This is a genomic window from Pinisolibacter sp. DMC100, from assembly GCF_056313705.1.
The window spans coordinates 798622-814352 of the sequence record NZ_JBQUZT010000002.1; the positions used below are offsets into that span (position 1 = coordinate 798622).

The 15731-nt window shown below is 70.8% G+C and carries 16 protein-coding genes; 11 read left to right on the top strand and 5 right to left on the bottom strand.

The features are described 5' to 3' along the window. Positions 1–105: 105 nt before the first annotated feature. Genes ACT541_RS12530 through ACT541_RS12540 form a run of 3 tightly spaced genes read left to right on the top strand, consistent with a single transcriptional unit; the run spans position 106 to position 2781 of the window. Positions 106–939 (top strand): ABC transporter ATP-binding protein, encoded by an 834-nt coding sequence (locus ACT541_RS12530; RefSeq protein WP_476137329.1) that lies wholly within the window; start codon positions 106–108, stop codon positions 937–939. Further along, positions 936–1724: an ABC transporter permease gene (locus ACT541_RS12535; protein ID WP_476137331.1), complete on the top strand. Its 789-nt coding sequence runs from the start codon at positions 936–938 to the stop codon at positions 1722–1724. Before ACT541_RS12530 ends, ACT541_RS12535 begins: the two co-directional genes overlap by 4 nt. Before the next feature lie 28 nt (positions 1725–1752). Beyond that, a complete protein-coding gene (locus tag ACT541_RS12540; RefSeq protein WP_476137333.1) occupies positions 1753–2781 on the top strand; it encodes an ABC transporter substrate-binding protein in 1029 nt (342 codons plus the stop codon). Between the two features lie 73 nt (positions 2782–2854). On the opposite strand, the gene ACT541_RS12545 is transcribed toward ACT541_RS12540, so the two are convergent. From ACT541_RS12545 to hemP, 4 genes are read right to left on the bottom strand one after another with little or no spacing between them, the layout of a single operon-like run. Then, the gene (locus tag ACT541_RS12545) at positions 2855–3754 is read right to left on the bottom strand and encodes a heme/hemin ABC transporter substrate-binding protein (protein WP_476137335.1); all 900 of its coding nucleotides are present in this window, start codon (positions 3752–3754) and stop codon (positions 2855–2857) included. After that, entirely contained in the window at positions 3751–4590 is an 840-nt protein-coding gene (locus ACT541_RS12550; RefSeq protein WP_476137337.1) for an ATP-binding cassette domain-containing protein, read from the bottom strand. Before ACT541_RS12550 ends, ACT541_RS12545 begins: the two co-directional genes overlap by 4 nt. After that, positions 4587–5705, bottom strand: coding sequence for a FecCD family ABC transporter permease (locus tag ACT541_RS12555; protein WP_476137339.1), 1119 nt, complete (start codon positions 5703–5705; stop codon positions 4587–4589). Before ACT541_RS12555 ends, ACT541_RS12550 begins: the two co-directional genes overlap by 4 nt. Before the next feature lie 6 nt (positions 5706–5711). After that, a complete protein-coding gene (gene hemP, locus ACT541_RS12560; protein WP_476137341.1) occupies positions 5712–5924 on the bottom strand; it encodes a hemin uptake protein HemP in 213 nt (70 codons plus the stop codon). 210 nt (positions 5925–6134) lie between these two features. On the opposite strand from hemP, the gene ACT541_RS12565 reads away from it, so the two are divergent. The 5 genes from ACT541_RS12565 to ACT541_RS12585 all read left to right on the top strand — a co-directional run bounded on the left by ACT541_RS12565 (position 6135) and on the right by ACT541_RS12585 (position 12048). Continuing rightward, positions 6135–8318, top strand: coding sequence for a TonB-dependent hemoglobin/transferrin/lactoferrin family receptor (locus ACT541_RS12565; RefSeq protein ID WP_476137342.1), 2184 nt, complete (start codon positions 6135–6137; stop codon positions 8316–8318). Between the two features lie 150 nt (positions 8319–8468). Continuing rightward, the gene (locus tag ACT541_RS12570; protein ID WP_476137344.1) at positions 8469–9416 is read left to right on the top strand and encodes an energy transducer TonB; all 948 of its coding nucleotides are present in this window, start codon (positions 8469–8471) and stop codon (positions 9414–9416) included. Between the two features lie 27 nt (positions 9417–9443). After that, positions 9444–9791 (top strand): heme-degrading protein HmuQ, encoded by a 348-nt coding sequence (hmuQ, locus tag ACT541_RS12575; protein ID WP_476137345.1) that lies wholly within the window; start codon positions 9444–9446, stop codon positions 9789–9791. Further along, positions 9788–10339 carry a heme utilization cystosolic carrier protein HutX gene (hutX, locus tag ACT541_RS12580; protein WP_476137347.1) on the top strand — a complete coding sequence of 184 codons (552 nt, stop codon included), beginning with the start codon at positions 9788–9790 and terminating at the stop codon, positions 10337–10339. The genes hmuQ and hutX overlap by 4 nt, the downstream gene beginning before the upstream one ends. Positions 10340–10716: 377 nt before the next feature. After that, the gene (locus tag ACT541_RS12585; protein WP_476137349.1) at positions 10717–12048 is read left to right on the top strand and encodes a DUF2325 domain-containing protein; all 1332 of its coding nucleotides are present in this window, start codon (positions 10717–10719) and stop codon (positions 12046–12048) included. Positions 12049–12086: 38 nt separating this feature from the next. On the opposite strand, the gene ACT541_RS12590 is transcribed toward ACT541_RS12585, so the two are convergent. Next, on the bottom strand, positions 12087–13001 hold the full coding sequence (locus tag ACT541_RS12590; protein ID WP_476137351.1) for a LysR family transcriptional regulator: 915 nt from the start codon (positions 12999–13001) through the stop codon (positions 12087–12089). A 259-nt stretch (positions 13002–13260) separates the two neighbouring features. Here ACT541_RS12590 and ACT541_RS12595 point away from each other — a divergent pair, with 259 nt between their 5' ends. From ACT541_RS12595 to ACT541_RS12605, 3 genes are read left to right on the top strand one after another with little or no spacing between them, the layout of a single operon-like run. After that, the gene (locus ACT541_RS12595) at positions 13261–14079 is read left to right on the top strand and encodes a 5-oxoprolinase subunit PxpA (protein WP_476137353.1); all 819 of its coding nucleotides are present in this window, start codon (positions 13261–13263) and stop codon (positions 14077–14079) included. 27 nt (positions 14080–14106) lie between these two features. Further along, on the top strand, positions 14107–14349 hold the full coding sequence (locus tag ACT541_RS12600) for an acetyl-CoA carboxylase (RefSeq protein WP_476137355.1): 243 nt from the start codon (positions 14107–14109) through the stop codon (positions 14347–14349). Positions 14350–14359: 10 nt separating this feature from the next. Further along, complete coding sequence (locus ACT541_RS12605; protein ID WP_476137357.1) at positions 14360–15730, top strand: acetyl-CoA carboxylase biotin carboxylase subunit; 1371 nt, start codon at positions 14360–14362, stop codon at positions 15728–15730. Position 15731 lies beyond the last annotated feature (1 nt).

Below are 15731 nucleotides of genomic sequence, written 5' to 3' on the forward strand. Positions count from 1 at the left end.
TGACCGGTTCGGGACGGGCGGGGAAAGTAACGCCCCTTCACGAGCGGCGGATGCCCCTTCCGTCGCCCCCGATCCAGTCGAATCGGGGTCTTTCGGAGCCGCGACATGTCCTCGCCCGACACGCCCGCCGTCGCGACGGCCGGCCCGACCGCCATCCGCCTCGACGGCGTCGGCATCGCCTTCCCGATGAAGGGCAACCGCGTCTACGAGGCGGTGGCGCCGACCGATCTCGCCGTCGCCGAGAGCGAGTTCGTGGCGATCGTCGGCCCGACCGGCTGCGGCAAGTCCACCCTGCTCAACGCCGTCGCCGGCCTCTTGAAGCCCGCCTCCGGCACCGTCGAGGTGCTCGGCCGGCGGATCACGGGCCTCTGCCGCGATGCCGGATACCTCTTCCAGCAGGACGCGGTGATGCCGTGGAAGACGGCGCTGGAGAACGTCGCGCTCGGGCTCGAGGTCGCCGGACGGTCGCACGCCGAGGCCGAGGCGGAGGCACGTACCTGGCTCGGCCGGGTCGGCCTGTCGCGGTTCGTCGACCGCTATCCGCACGAACTGTCGGGCGGCCAGCGCAAGCGCGTCGGCCTCGCCCAGGTGCTGATCCGCCATCCGAAGATCCTGCTGATGGACGAGCCCTTCGGGCCGCTCGACGCCCAGACCCGGCAGATCATGGGCAATCTGCTGCTCGACCTGTGGGCGACCGACCGAAAGGCGGTGCTCTTCGTCACCCACGACCTCGAGGAGGCGATCGCGCTCGCCGATCGGGTGGTGATCATGTCGGCCGGCCCGGCCTCGACCATCGTCGGCGATCACCGGATCGATCTCGCCCGGCCGCGCGACGCCGCCGACATCCGCCTCGACCCGCGCTTCCACGAGATCCACAAGGCGATCTGGAGCGAGCTCAAGGCCGAAGTGATCAAGACCTACGGGGAGGCCAGCGCATGAACCGGTGGAAGCTCCTCGCCCTGCAGATCCTCGTCGGCGTCGTCGCCGTCGGCTTCTGGTGGATCGGCTCGTCGACCAAGATCTTCGGCGTCACGCTGTTGCCGCCGTTCTTCTTCTCGACCCCGGCCGACGTCTTCTCGCGGGTGGTCCGGATGTTCGCCACCGGCCTCGTCTGGCGCCATCTCGGCGTGACGCTGCTCGAGACGGCGCTCGCCTTCGGCATCGGCGCGGCGAGCGGCATCGTCTTCGGCTTCTGGTTCGCCCGCAAGCCGACGGTCGCCGCCGTCTTCGATCCGTGGCTGAAGATGGCCAACGCGCTCCCCCGCGTCGTGTTGGCGCCGATCTTCATGCTGTGGCTCGGCCTCGGCATCTGGTCGAAGGTGGCGCTGGGGGTGACGCTGGTGTTCTTCATCGTCTTCTTCAACGTCTATCAGGGCGTGAAGGAGGTGAGCCCGGTGGTGCTCGCCAACGCGCGGCTGATGGGCATGAACGAGCGCCAGCTGTTCCGCCACGTCTACTGGCCGTCGGCTCTGTCGTGGATGTTCTCCTCGCTCCACACCTCCGTCGGCTTCGCGCTGGTCGGCGCGGTGGTCGGCGAGTACCTCGGCTCGTCGGCGGGGCTCGGCTATCTGATCCATCAGGCCGAGGGCGTCTTCGACATCGCCGGCGTCTTCGCCGGCATGTTCGTGCTCGCCGCCTTCGTGCTGGTGATCGACTGGGGCGTGACCCGCCTCGAGGACCGACTGCTGGTGTGGCGACCGCAACAGGCGCCGGGACAGGACTGATCGAACCAACGAAAAGGGAGAAGACGCGATGAAACGCCTCACGAGAATTCTGGCCGCCGGCCTCGCCCTGCTGGGCGCGAGCCTTTCGCCCGCGCTCGCCGGCACGCCGGAGAAGCCGAAGCTCGAGATCGGCGTCGGCGGCAAGCCGCTGCTCTACTATCTGCCGCTGACGCTCGCCGACCGGCTCGGCTACTTCAAGGCCGAGGGGCTCGACGTCACGATCAACGACTTCGGCGGCGGCGCCAAGGCGTTGCAGGCGCTGGTCGGCGGCTCGGTCGACGCGGTCACCGGCGCCTACGAGCACACGATCCGGATGCAGCAGAAGGGCCAGAAGATCACCGCGGTGATCGAGCTCGGCCGCTTCCCCGGCATCGTCTGGGCGGTCTCGAAGGCCAAGGCCGACAAGGTCAAGACCATCGCCGACCTCAAGGGCATGAAGATCGGCGTCACCGCGCCGGGCTCCTCGACCCACCTGACCACGGTCTATCAGCTCGCCAAGGCGGGGCTGACGCCCGACGACGTCGCCTTCGTCGGCGTCGGCGGCGGTGCCTCGGCGGTGGCGGCGCTGGAGAACGGCGCGGTCGACGCGGTCGCCCATCTCGACCCGGTGATCTCCAAGCTCCAGGCCGACGACGCGGTGAAGATCCTCGTCGACACCCGCACCGAGGAAGGCACCCGCGCCGTCTTCGGCGGCACCAATCCGGCGGCGGTTCTCTACGTCAAGACCGACTTCGCCGAGGCCAATCCGAACACGATGCAGGCGCTCACCAACGCCTTCTGGAAGACGCTGAAGTGGATCGAGAAGGCGACGCCGGAAGAGATCGCCGCCGCGGTTCCCGAGGACTACTGGCTCGGCGACAAGACGCTCTATCTGACGTCGGTGAAGGCCTCGCTGCCGACCTATTCCAAGACCGGCATCGTGCCGGCCGAGGGCATGACGTCGACGCTGAAGTTCCTCGAGACGACCGAACCGGCGGCCTTCGCCGGCCAGACCATCGATCTGCCGAAGACCTTCGACGATCGCTTCGTCAAGAAGGCGGCCGAAACCATCAAGTGACGGACGAAAGCGCGCGGCGCGGCGGATCGCTTACGCGATCGCCGCACCGCCGCCGTATCGGAAGCGGCCCGCCTCAGCGGACCGGATGGACGTGGACCGGGCGGCGCGTGTCGACGGCGCAGATGTCGGCGGCGGCCTCGGAGAGCGTGATCCGCGTCATCAGGTCGGCGGCGATGCGCGGCGTGCGCGGGCCGAAGGCGAGGAGCCCCGCCCCCTCCATGGCGACGAGGCGCCGCCCCTCGGCGGCCGGCGTGTCGCGGAAGGCCGGCATGGCGAAGAGCGTGTCGGCGGTGAGCGCGTCGGGGCCGTTCGCCATGGTGACGACGACGTCGGGCGCGGCGGCGAGGATCGCCTCGTCGGTCATCTGCTTGTAGCCCTGGAAATCCCCGGCGACGTTGATGCCGCCGGCGAGCGCGATCATCGCGTCGGCCGCCGTGGCGCTGCCGCCGACGACCGGCCGGCCGTTGGAGAAGGCGAGCAGGAAGAGGACGCGCGGATTGGTCAGCCGCGCCGCCCTTTCGCTCGCGAGCTCGGCGAACTCCGCCCGTACGCGGCCGGCGACCCGCTCGGCCTCGGCCTTCCGCCCGACCAGCGCGCCGATCCGCTCGATCCGGTCGATCACGCCGGCTTCGGTCCAGACGTCGTCGAGCTGGACGACCTTCACCCCCGCCCCGGCGACGACGTCGAGCGCCTCGCGCGGGCCGGCGCCGCCGACGGCGACGATCAGCGTCGGGGCGAGCGACAGCAGGCCCTCGGCCGAGAGCTTGCGGAAATAGCCGACGTTCGCCCGGCTCGCGAGCGCCTCGGGCGGATGGGTCGAGGTGGCGTCGACGCCGACGACCGAGGCCTCGGCGCCGATCTCCCACAGGATCTCGGTGGCGGCGGCGCCGGCCGCGACGATCCGTTCGGCGGCGCGCGCCGGCGCGGTCGCGGCGAAGAGGGCGGCGGCGAGGAGAAGGGCGATGCGGGTCATCGGCAGGCACTCGATTGCGACGCGGGCAGGAGCCCCCACGTCTGGGGAACGATCGGCCGCGGCGCGAGGGCTGCGGGGCGCGGGGCGAGGCCGAAGACCCCGGCCAGCATGGCGTCGTCGAAGACCTCTTCGGGCCGGCCGCGGCCGACGATCCGCCCGGCCTGCATCGCGATCACCGTGTCGGCGAAGCTCGCCGCCAGATTGAGGTCGTGCAGGATGGCGAGCACCGCCACGCCGCGCGCCGCGACGGCGCGGGCTGCCTCCATCAGCGCCATCTGATGCGGCAGATCGAGGCTGGAGACCGGCTCGTCGAGCAGCAGGGCGCGGGCGGGCTCGACCGTGGCGCCGGCATCGAGCTGGGCGAGCGCACGGGCGAAGAGCACGCGCTGGCGTTCGCCGCCGGACAGCGTGCGGACGTCGCGGGCGACGAGGTCGCCGACGTCGGCGCGGGCCGCGGCCGCGGCGACGATCGCCCGGCGGGCGGCGGGGGAAAGCCTGCGCCCGACGCCGTCGACACCGAGAGAAATGGTTTCGGCGACGGTGAAGGCGAAGCCGATCTCGGTCGACTGGCTCATCACCGCCCTGAGCGCCGCGAGGCGCCAGATCGGCAGATCGGCGACGGCGATGCCGCGCCACGCCACCCGGCCGCGGGACGGGGCGACGTCGCCGGCGGCGAGGCGCAGCAGGCTGGTCTTGCCGGCGCCGTTCGGACCGACCACCACCGTCAGCCGGCCGCAGGCGAGTTCGAGATCGACGCGGTCGAGAATGGTCCGGCCGGCGACGGTGATACCGGCGCCTTCGATCGTCAGGAGCGGTGTGCGGGCATCGACGCTCATGGCGCCGTCCCTCCCCGGCGCTTCATCACGAGGTGGAGGAAGATCGGCGCACCGACCAGGGCCGTCAGCACGCCGATCGGCAGTTCGGCCGGCGCCACCACGGTGCGGGCGACGAGGTCGGCGAGGATGGTCAGGAGCGCCCCGGCGAGCGCCGACAGCCACAGCAGCGGCCGATGGGCGGGGCCGATCACCAGCCGGAGCACGTGCGGTACCACCACGCCGACGAAGCCGACCGCGCCGACCAGCGCCACCGCGGCACCGACGCCGAGGGCGGTGACGGCGATCGCCGTGGTCTTCACCCGTTCGACCGAGAGCCCCATGTAGCGCGCCTCGGCCTCGCCGAAGGCGAGCGCGTCGAGCGCCCGCCCGAGGCGCGGCACGGCGAGGAGCGGGGCGACGAGGAAGGGCGCGGCGACGACGAGCTTCTCCCAGGTGACGCCGCCGAAGGAACCGAGCGTCCAGAACGACAGGTCGCGCAGCTGGCGGTCGTCGGCGACGAAGACCAGCAGGCCGACGAAGGCGTTGGCGAGTGCTGCGAGCGCGAGGCCGGCGAGGAGGATCGTGCCGGTCTCGGTGCGCCCGCGGCTGCGGCCGACCGCCGACAGGACCGCGGTGGCGGCGAGCGCGCCGAGGAAGGCGGCGAGCGGCAGGGCGTGGAACGGCGTCGTGCCGAAGATCCGGTCGCCGAGCACGATCACCACCGAGGCGGCGAGCGCCGCCCCCGAGGAGACGCCGAGGATGCCGGGGTCGGCGAGCGGATTGCGGAAGAGGCCCTGCATGGTCACGCCGGAGACCGCCAGCGCGGCGCCGACGAGGGCGGCTGCGACGAGCCGCGGCAGGCGGATGTGGCGGACGACGACGGCATCGCGGTCGGCCCCGCCGAGACCGCCGAACAGCACCTCGAGCGTGCGCGACGGGGCGATCGCATGGGCGCCGATGCCGATCGACATCACCACGCCGACGACGACCACGACGGCGAGCACCGCCGCGGTGACGACGAGACGGGCCCGGCGCCGGCGGGCGAGACCGGCGAGACGGTCCTCGAGCGCGGTTCCGTCCGCCGACGCGTCGGAGGCATCGGCAACGCGACGCGGGACTTCGGGGACGGCGAGCATGACGCCTCACTTGGTCAGGATGAGCTTGTCGTTCGAGGTGATGCGCAGCACGTAGAGCGAACCGGCATGGAGAATCCGCGCCTCGCGACCGCCCCGCGTCAGCTCGCGGATCGACCATTCGGCGATCGGCGACGGCGCGACCGCGGCCTTCGCCGTATCGACGGGCGTATCGACCGGCGCGGGCCGTCGCGAAAACGCTCTCCTCTCTTCGCTGTTCAAGACGAAATCTCCATTTGCTTCAGTGAATTCTGGAATTGATCCAATTCCAGACGGCGATCTGCCTGCGCCGTCCGTTGACAAGCTCAATCACGCCTCGTAGGTTCAGTCAAGATTGCGAGGCATTTGCAACTGAGTCTCGTGCAAGACGGTGCCAGCCGGAGCCCAGCGCTCGTCGCCAGCCGACCCGCATGTCCAACAGGGGTAGGTGTGATGTTCGCTGGCAGTCGTGCCCGTTCGATCGGTTCGGTTTCTCTCTTCGTCCTCGCCGTCGCGCTGGCGGCGTCGCCCGTCCGGCTGGCCTTCGCAGCCGGCGCCGAGCCCGCGGCCCAGCCGACGGAACTCGACGACATCACGGTGACGGCCGAGCGGCGGCCGACCAGCGTCAAGGACGCCTCGGCGACCGTGTCGGTGAAGTCTTCCGAGGAGATCGATCGCCATCTGGCGACGCGGCCGACCGATCTCGTCGCCGACGAGCCGGGCGTGTCGGTCGGCTCCTCGCCGAAGCGGGCGGGCGCCGGCAGCTACACGATCCGCGGCATCGGCGACAATCGCGTCCTCGTCGAGGAGGACGGCATTCGCGTGCAGGACTATCCCGAGAGCCAGAAGGGCCCGGGCATGTACACCCGCGACTTCGTCGACTTCGACAATCTGAAGCAGGTCGAGATCATCCGCGGCCCGGCCTCGGCGCTGCGCGGCTCGGAGGCGATCGGCGGCGTGGTCTCCTTCGTGACGAAGGATCCGGAGGACTTCCTGAAGGTCGTCGGCAAGGACTGGTACCTCGCCTTCAAGGCGGCCTGGGACAGCGCCGACCGCTCGCTCTCGGAGAACACCACGATCGCCGGCAAGGCGGGGCCGTGGTCGGCCGTCGTCTCCTATTCGCGCCGCGACGGCGAGGAGACCCAGGCCAACACCTCCGCCGCGCTCAACCCGCAGACCCGACAGAAGGACGACGTCTTCGGCAAGATCGTCTGGGACACGCCCGACGCCGGCCGTATCCGCCTGACCTTCGATCACATGCATCGGCGCGACTGGACGGAGCTGAAGAGCGATCTGAGCTCGTCCGTCCTGCGTTCGACCGCCGACGACACCACGACGCGCTCGCGCATCAGCCTCGACTGGACGCAGGCGCTCGATCTCGCCTTCGCCGACACGGTCGACGCCAAGGTCTACTGGAGCCGGCTCGATCGCGAGGAGGTCAATCCGCAGACCCGCCTCTCCTCCGGCATCGTGCGCTGGCGGACGACGACGGCCGACTACAACCAGTCGATCTGGGGCGGCGACGTCCAGCTCTCCCTGCACCGCGACTGGTTCGGCCTGCCGCACGATCTCGTCTATGGCGCCTCGGCGGTCGTGACGTCGACCGAGCGGCTGCGCGACCGCTGGGAGATCAACTCAGCGACCGGCGCGGTGACGCGGACCTTCACCGGCGACGTCTATCCCAACAAGCTGTTCCCCGACACGACGACGACGCAGCTCGCGATCTTCGCCCAGGACACGGTGCGCTGGGGCGCCTTCCGCCTGACCCCGGCACTGCGGCTCGACCATTGGCGGCTCGATCCGTCGTCGGACCAGGCGCTGCTCAACAGCTCGACCTCGCCGGTTTCGGGCCAGAGCCATCTGTCGCTGTCGCCGAAGCTCGGCCTGTCCTACGACATCGACGACACCTGGCGGCTCGTCGCCCAATATGCCCGCGGCTTCCGCGCGCCGCCCTACGACAGCGCCAACTTCACCTATTCCAACCCGATGTTCGGCTATCAGATCCTGCCCAACGGCAATCTGAAGCCGGAGACCAGCGACGGCTTCGAAGTCGGCGTGCGCGCCTCCTTCGCAGAGGGGTCGAGCGCCCGGGCGACGGTGTTCTACAACCACTACCGCGACTTCATCGACACCAAGATCGTCGGCACCTCGGGCGGGCTGACGCAGTACCAGTACACCAACGTCGCCAATGCCGAGATCTGGGGCGCCGAGGCGCGCGGCGAGTGGAAGGTGAACCGGCAGTGGTCGCTGAACGCCGCCGTCGCCTATGCCTACGGGCAGAACCTCGAGACCGGCCGGCCGATCGACTCGGTCGATCCCGTCTCCGGCGTCCTCGGCGTCGTCTGGCGTCCCGACGAGGCCTGGACGATCGAGGGCCGCATGCGGGCGGCGGGCGGCAAGACGCGGGTGTCGGACGACGCCACCGTCGTGAAGCCCGGCGGCTGGGCGACCTTCGACACCTTCGCCACCTGGGAATGGAAGCCGCGGCTGACGCTCTCGGCCGGCGTCTACAACCTGCTCGACAAGAGCTACTTCGTCGCCCAGGACGTCGCCGGCCTGACCAAGTCCGATCCGCTGCTCGAGACCTATCGCGCCACCGGCCGCACCTTCGCGGTCGCCGCCACCGTCCGGTTCTGAGCCATGGTCGCCGCGGCGCCCATCGCCCGACGCAGGCCAGGGGCGGCGACGTCCCGGCGCCCGGCGGTCGATCCGAGGATCGCCGGCGACACGGTGCCGACGATGCGGGTCCTCCGGCGCGAGACGCCGGGGGAGGCAGACGTCGACGCGATGCCGCGCGAGCCGTCGATCGCGACGGCCGAGGTTCCCGTCGTGACGGCGGCACCGCCGCCGGCTTTGCTTCCCGTGGCGACGGTCCTCCCGCCGCCGGGCCGGATCGGCGAGGGCGCGGCCCCTGCCCTCGCCGATCCGGCGGCGCCGCGCTGGATTGCGGCGCTGACGGCGGTGCTGCTGTTGCACGGTCTCGCCGTCTGGGCGCTCGCACCGACGGTCGTGCCGGATGCCGGCGAAGGCGCCGCGGCGGTGCCGGCGATCGATTTCGTCGCACTCGACGCCGAGGACAGCGTCGACGCCACGGCCGGCGCGGTCCCCTCCCCGCCGATCGAGACCGAAACCGTCGAGAAGCCCGAGAGCGAACCGCCGGCGGAAACGACCGCTCCGACCGCCGCGCCGGTCGTCGCGCCCGAACCGCCGCAGCCCGACGCCGTGCTGCCGCCCGAACCCGTCCGACCGCCCGAGATCACGCCGCCCCGCCCGGCCGAAGCCGCGCCGACGATCCGCAAGCGGCCGGTCGAGGCCCGTCGCAAGCCGGTCACGCCGGTCGAGCACCGGCCGTCCCCGCCCCGTGCGGCCGCAGCACCCGGCGCCGTCGCCGAACGGCATTCCGGCGGCGCGCCGGTCGTCGGGGCGGCGGAGGCGGCCGCGGCGCGCGAGGGTGAACTCAGATCGTGGCGCGCCGCCGTGCTCGCGGCGCTCGCCGCCGCCAAGACCTATCCGGAGGAGGCCCGCGCGCAGGGTCGCGGCGGGCGGGCGGCGGTGCGCTTCACCATCCGCCGCGACGGCGGCGTCGACGGCGTCGCGCTCGCCGCGTCGTCCGGCGTCGCCACGCTCGACGCGGCGACGCTCGCCATGCCGCGCCGGGCGCGGTTTCCCGCCATGCCGGCTGCGGCCGGGTCCTCCCAGAGCTTCACCGCGGGCGTGCGTTACGACCTGCGCTGAGAGACGTCCATCGAAGGAGAACGACCGATGTTCATCGCCATGAATCGCTTCCGGGTCGCGCTCGGCAAGGAGGCCGAGTTCGAAGCCGTGTGGAAGAACCGCGAGAGCCATCTGCACAAGCGCCCCGGCTTCCTCGGCTTCCTGGTGCTGCGCGGGCCGACGCGCGAGGATCACACGCTGTTCTCCTCGCACACGACCTGGGCGAGCCGCGACGACTTCGAGGCCTGGACCGTCTCGGCCGAGTTCGAGGCCGCCCATCGCAACGCGCCGAAGTCGGCCGGCCTGATGGTGGCGCCGAACGAGTTCGAGGGCTTCGACGTCGTCCATGTCGTGCCCGGTCCCGGCGCCGTCGAGCCGAACGAGGCGGCGGCATGAGCGGACGGACCGCTCGATATCCGGCGAGCGGCGAAGCCGCCGGGCGCGAGGACGCCGTCGCCGCGGCGCGGGCCGCCCTCGCCGCCCAGCCGGACGGCGTGCTCGAGACCGTCGCCGAGGCCCACGGTCTGACGATCGCCGACGTCCTCGGCCTGCTCCCGCCCGAGGCGGCGCGGGCGGTCGAGGGCGGACGTTTCGAGGAGATCTGGCAGGCGCTGACGGGCTGGGGCCCCGTCCTCTTCCTCGTCCACGGCCGCAACGGCGTCTTCGAGATCAAGACGGCGCTGCCGCCCGGCGCCTCGGGGCGGGGTTGGTTCAACGTCCACGGCGACACGCCGCTCGGCGGTCACCTCCGGGCCGATCGCTGCGCGACGATCTGGTTCGTCGACCGGCTCTTCTTCGGCCGGCGGTCGTGTTCGCTGTGGTTCGTCGACGGCGACGGCGAGGCGATGTTCAAGGTCTTCGTCGCCCGCGACGCCGCCCGCGCGCTCGACGAGACGCAGGTGGCACGGTTCGAGGCCCTGCGCGACGCCGTCGGCGGAGCGTGAGTCCGAGCCCGCGCCACGGGGCTCCCTTCGACGACAGGGATCGGCACGCCGCGAACCGCGGTGCCTGCCGATCCCGCGCCAACGCGACGTGCCCGCGGCGGGTCTTCCCCACGCCACGGGACCCTTGCGTCATTGCACGGACGTGTGGATCGAGTCCGTGCGCGATCCTTCGAGACGCGCCTACGGCGCTCCTCGGGATGAGGCGTAGGAGCTTTTTTCAAGGAAAAACAAACACCTCAAGCCGAGGAGGCGTCCGAAGGACGCCGTCGCGAAACATCGCGACACCCTCGGCCGATCGCCGAACCATTATTGCGAATGCCTCGCATATGCATTACGATACCGACCGAACCCACCCCGATCCGTCGGAGGACCGTCCGATGTGCGCCAAGTGCCGCAACAGTCTCGCCCGCAAGCACGCCGCGACGGCGAAGGCCGCGCGATCCCCTCACACGGCGGACGCGACGGCCACGCCCTTCGCCGAGGCGGTCGAGACGCGCGATCTCGCCGCGCCGGCCTTCTTGCCCCCGGTCGCCGCCGCGCCCGCCGAGCCGCGCACCCGCCGACGGCGGCTGTGGGAACTGCCGCACGGCTGGCAGTGCTCGGTGATCGGCACCTGCCTGACGCTCGGCGACCTGAGGCGGACGGCGACGCGGCTCGGCCTCTACGTCGGGACGGCCGAACTCACGGACTACGAGCTGCACGGCTATTTCGTCCAAGACGCCAAGACCGACAATCGCGTCGGCCGGCTGCTGCAGAAGATGCTGGACGGCGCGCACGAGGGGACGTTGCGCCGCTTCGCCCGCTGCCGCGACGTCGAGGAGCTGGCGCGCGCCTGGGATGCGGCGGTGGAGAGCGGCGACGTCGCCGGAGCCTATTGGGCCGCCATGACCCATCCGGCGATCGATGCGGATCTGGAGGGGCGCCTGTTCGGTGAGGTCCACATGATGTCGCATCTGGTCGGCGCCTCGGCGCGCGGCGACCGACGCGCCGTCGCCACGCTCGGCCAGGAGCGCGACGGGCTCGCGGCGAAGCTGAAGCGATCGGAAGCCGACCGGATGCAGGCGATCGCCAGCCGCGACGCCGAGATCGAACGCCTCGCCCGGGCGCTCGCCGAAGCCGAACGCCAGGCCCGCGCCGCCGAGACCGAAGCGGCACGGCTCGCCGCGTTGGTCGACGACGCCGACACCGCCCGCCGGACCCGTCGTCTCGACGAGGCGGAGGCGCGGCTCGCCACGCTCGAACGCGACGCCGAGGAGAATGCCCGCCTCCTCGCCGACGGTGCCGCCGAACGGCGGCGTCTGCACGACGAGAACCGCGCCCTGCTGATGGAACTCGCCCGCGCCGAACGCGCCCTCCAGGCGATCGCCCCGGAGATCGAGGAGAGCGAGGGCGACAGCCGCGTCGATCTCGCCGGCCGCCGCATCCTCTATGTCGGCGGACGCAAGAGCACGGTCTCCCATGCCCGTCGTCTGGTCGAGCGCTGCAACGGCTGCCTGCTCCACCACGACGGCGGGCTGGAACAGTCGGTCGCCGAACTGGAGAGCACGCTGATGGGCGCCGACGCCGTCGTCTTCCCGGTCGACTGCGTCAGCCACAACGCCATCAACTGCGTCAAGCGCCTGTGCGAGCGGCGCGCCCTGCCCTTCCGCGCCCTGCGCTCGAGCGGCCTCGGCTCGCTCGTCGACGCGCTCGGCGAACTGGCGGCCTGAGCGCGGAGATCGCTCCCCGGCCCGATCGGACCCACCCGTCAGAGCCGATGGTCGGCGCGCGGCGTTTGGAAGACCTGACGGAAGTAGTCGCGGAAGGTCGCCATCGCCGGGGTGATCTCGGCCGATCGCTTCCACGCCAGACCGACGTCCATCGACGGCACCGGGTCGGAGAGCATCCGCGTCTCGATCCGCTTGCCCTCGAGCGACCACGGACGGTGGACGAGGTCCGACAGGATCGCCACGCCGCGCCCGTTCGCCACCATCGAACGCACCGCCTCGACCGACGAGGTGCGCAGGATGACGTTGGGCTGCGCCTGCGCGCGGTTCCAGTACTTGAGCGACGAATAGGCGGCCTCGTCGACGGTCAGCATGACGTAGGGCTCGGCCGAGACGCGCTCGAGGCTGACGGTCGAGAGCTGGGTCAGCGGATGGCGCGCCGCCATCCACAGCCGCCGGATCGAGGAATGGAGCGTCTCGGAGACCAGCTCCGGATTGGCGACGTTCGAGGTCAGCAGCACCGCGATGTCGTAGCGATTGGTGAGCAGTCCCTCCTCGATCGCCTCGCGGTTGGTCTCGAAGAGCTGCAGCTTCAGCTCCGGGTGCAGCCGTTCGAGGCGCTCGAGATGGGCCGGCAGGAAGTAGCCGATGACGGTGTAGGTCGCCGCCACCGTCAGCGTGCCGCGCACCTCGCGATGGGGCACCCGCAGGGACATCGCCTCGTCGATCTTGGCGAGGATGTCGTAGGCCTGTTCGAGGAAGCGCCGCCCGGTGTCGGTCAGTTCCATGCCGACCGAGGAGCGACGGAACAGGTCGGTGCCGAGCGTCTGCTCGAGCTCCTTGATCGCCGTCGTCACCGCCGACTGCGAGATCGACAGACCGACCGCCGCCTGGGAGACCTGCCCCAATTCGGCGGTAGCGACGAAATACTTCAACTGGCGGATGGAGAAGCTCATCGGACGCGTGCTCCACTTTCGAGCATGGAATATCCGAAAATCAGATGGGCTGATACGAGAAAATCGAAAATCACAGCCCAATTTCCGGGCACCGATAAAGCGAACCACGTGTTTTCAATGGCTTGATCACAGCCAAAGCATGTGCAGCATTCTGATTTTCAGAATTCATGTGTTCCAAAAACAATAATTCCAAATTCCAGGGTCGCTGCTAGCGTTTTCTACGGACGGAAGACGCGAGGTCGGCGAGATCGAGCCGCCGATGTCGAGCCGACCGAGGAAGACAATTCGGGAGTGCGCCGCAGTGCCAGCCAAGACGATCATCGACGTGAATTGCGACATGGGCGAGAGCTTCGGCCACTGGACGCTCGGCGACACCGCGGACGCCGCGTTGATGCCGCTGATCAGCTCGGCCAACATCGCCACGGGCTTCCACGCCGGCGACCCGAACCTGATGGACCGCACCGTCCGTCTCGCCAAGGAGTTCGGCGTCGGCGTCGGCGCCCATCCCGGCTTCCGCGACCTGCTCGGCTTCGGCCGCCGCTTCATCGGCGCCAGCGCCGAGGAACTGGTCAACGACATCGTCTATCAGGTCGGGGCGCTGCGCGAATTCGCCCGCCGCCACGATCTGCGCCTCCAGCACGTCAAGCCGCACGGCGCCCTCTACATGCACGCCGCCCGCGACGAGGCCTTCTCGCGGACGCTGGTCGACATGCTGCGTCGCACCGCCCCCGACATGGCGCTCTACTGCATGGGCTCGTCGGTCACCTGCGAGGTCGCCCGCTCGGCCGGACATCCGACGGTGCGCGAGTTCTACGCCGACCGCGACTACGACCGGACCGGCTCGATCGTCTTCACCCGCCGCGTCGGCACCCTCGATCCGCAGCGCCTCGCCGACAAGGTGCTGCGCGCCTGTGTCGACGGCAAGGTCGAGACGGTGGAGGGCGACGTGATCGACATCGACTTCGACTCCGTCTGTTTCCATTCCGACACGCCCGGCGCCCTGGCGATCGGCGAGGCGCTGCGCGCCGCGCTGGTGGCCGCCGAGATCCGCATCGCGCCGCCCGCGATCCAGGGCTGAACCGACGGCAGAGACCAGGAGAATACCATGACCATCGAGACGATCCTCGCCCCCATCCCCGGCATCTTCTACCGGACCCCCGCCCCCGACCAACCGGCCTTCAAGCAGGAGGGCGACGCCGTCGCCGTCGGCGAGACCATCGGCCTGATCGAGGTGATGAAGACCTTCACCCCGGTCGTCGCCGAAGTCGCCGGCAAGATCGCCGCCTTCCACGTCGAGAACGAAGACGCGGTGATGGCCGGCTTCCCCCTCTACGATCTCGACGTCTGAGGATACGCCCATGCCGATCGAGCGTCTCCTCGTCGCCAACCGCGGTGAGATCGCGGTCCGGATCGTCCGTGCCGCCAAGAGCCTCGGCATCGCCACCGTCCAGGTGGTGAGCAAGGCCGATCGCGACATGCTCGCCGCCCGTCTCGCCGACGAGGTGATCGAGATCGGACCGGCCCAGGCGACCAAGTCCTATCTGCGCCCCGAACTGCTGATCGAGGCGGCGAAGAAGACCGGCGCCGACGCGATCCATCCCGGCTACGGCTTCCTGTCGGAGAACGCCGCCTTCGCCGAAGCCGTCGAGGCGGCCGGGTTGATCTTCGTCGGCCCCTCCGCCGACACCATCCGCAAGATGGGCGACAAGGCCACCGCCCGCGCCATCGCCGCCGCCGCCGGCGTGCCGACGGTGCCCGGCAGCGACGGTCGCGTCGACGGGCTCGCCGAAGCGCTGCGGATCGCCGGGACGATCGGCTGGCCGGTGATGATCAAGGCCGCCGCCGGCGGTGGCGGCCGCGGCATCCGGGTCGCCCGCGACGCGATCGAGCTCGCCGAGCAGATCCCCCAGGCCACCCTCGAGGCGACCACCGCCTTCGGCGACGGCGGGCTCTATCTCGAGCGCTTCATCGGCCGCGCCCGCCACATCGAGGTCCAGATCCTCGGCGACGGCAGCCGCTCGGTCCATCTCTTCGAACGCGAATGCTCGCTCCAGCGTCGCCGTCAGAAGGTGTGGGAGGAGGCGCCGGCCGCCTGCCTGACGCCCGAGACGCGCGCAGCCCTCTGCGCCTCCGCGGTGCGGCTGGCGGAGTCGGTCGGCTATCGCGGCGCCGGCACGCTCGAATACCTCTGGGACGAGGCGACCGGCGAGTTCTTCTTCATCGAGATGAACACCCGCATCCAGGTCGAGCATCCCGTCACCGAGATGATCACCGGCGTCGACCTCGTCGCCGAGCAGATCCGGGTCGCCGGCGGCGCGCCGCTCTCCCTCCACCAGGCGACGATCGGGCTCACCGGCCACGCCATCGAGTGCCGCATCAACGCCGAGGACGCGTCGCGCGACTTCGCCCCCTCGCCGGGCGTGGTGACCGGGCTCACCGTCCCCGAGGCGCCGCACGTGCGCTTCGACAGCCACCTCTACGAGGGCTACGCGGTGCCGCCCTTCTACGACAGCCTGCTCGGCAAGCTGATCGTCCACGGCGCCAGCCGCGACGAGGCCCGCACGCGCATGGCCGCCGCTCTCGCCGATCTGCGGGTGGAGGGCGTGGCGACCACCATTCCGCTGCACCGGGCTCTCGCCGCCGACGCCGGCGTCGCCGCCCACGACGTCCACACCCGTTGGCTGGAAGGCTGGCTCGCCGCCAATCCGGTCGCCCCCGCCGACGCCTGAG

Bases quoted from the DNA above. Each gene is read 5' to 3' on its own strand.
- ACT541_RS12530 (WP_476137329.1), top strand. From the start codon at position 106: ATGTCCTCGCCCGACACGCCCGCCGTCGCGACGGCCGGCCCGACCGCC.
- ACT541_RS12535 (WP_476137331.1), top strand. From the start codon at position 936: ATGAACCGGTGGAAGCTCCTCGCCCTGCAGATCCTCGTCGGCGTCGTC.
- ACT541_RS12540 (WP_476137333.1), top strand. From the start codon at position 1,753: ATGAAACGCCTCACGAGAATTCTGGCCGCCGGCCTCGCCCTGCTGGGC.
- ACT541_RS12545 (WP_476137335.1), bottom strand. From the start codon at position 3,754: ATGACCCGCATCGCCCTTCTCCTCGCCGCCGCCCTCTTCGCCGCGACC.
- ACT541_RS12550 (WP_476137337.1), bottom strand. From the start codon at position 4,590: ATGAGCGTCGATGCCCGCACACCGCTCCTGACGATCGAAGGCGCCGGT.
- ACT541_RS12555 (WP_476137339.1), bottom strand. From the start codon at position 5,705: ATGCTCGCCGTCCCCGAAGTCCCGCGTCGCGTTGCCGATGCCTCCGAC.
- ACT541_RS12565 (WP_476137342.1), top strand. From the start codon at position 6,135: ATGTTCGCTGGCAGTCGTGCCCGTTCGATCGGTTCGGTTTCTCTCTTC.
- ACT541_RS12570 (WP_476137344.1), top strand. From the start codon at position 8,469: ATGCCGCGCGAGCCGTCGATCGCGACGGCCGAGGTTCCCGTCGTGACG.
- hmuQ (WP_476137345.1), top strand. From the start codon at position 9,444: ATGTTCATCGCCATGAATCGCTTCCGGGTCGCGCTCGGCAAGGAGGCC.
- hutX (WP_476137347.1), top strand. From the start codon at position 9,788: ATGAGCGGACGGACCGCTCGATATCCGGCGAGCGGCGAAGCCGCCGGG.
- ACT541_RS12585 (WP_476137349.1), top strand. From the start codon at position 10,717: ATGTGCGCCAAGTGCCGCAACAGTCTCGCCCGCAAGCACGCCGCGACG.
- ACT541_RS12590 (WP_476137351.1), bottom strand. From the start codon at position 13,001: ATGAGCTTCTCCATCCGCCAGTTGAAGTATTTCGTCGCTACCGCCGAA.
- ACT541_RS12595 (WP_476137353.1), top strand. From the start codon at position 13,261: ATGTCGAGCCGACCGAGGAAGACAATTCGGGAGTGCGCCGCAGTGCCA.
- ACT541_RS12600 (WP_476137355.1), top strand. From the start codon at position 14,107: ATGACCATCGAGACGATCCTCGCCCCCATCCCCGGCATCTTCTACCGG.
- ACT541_RS12605 (WP_476137357.1), top strand. From the start codon at position 14,360: ATGCCGATCGAGCGTCTCCTCGTCGCCAACCGCGGTGAGATCGCGGTC.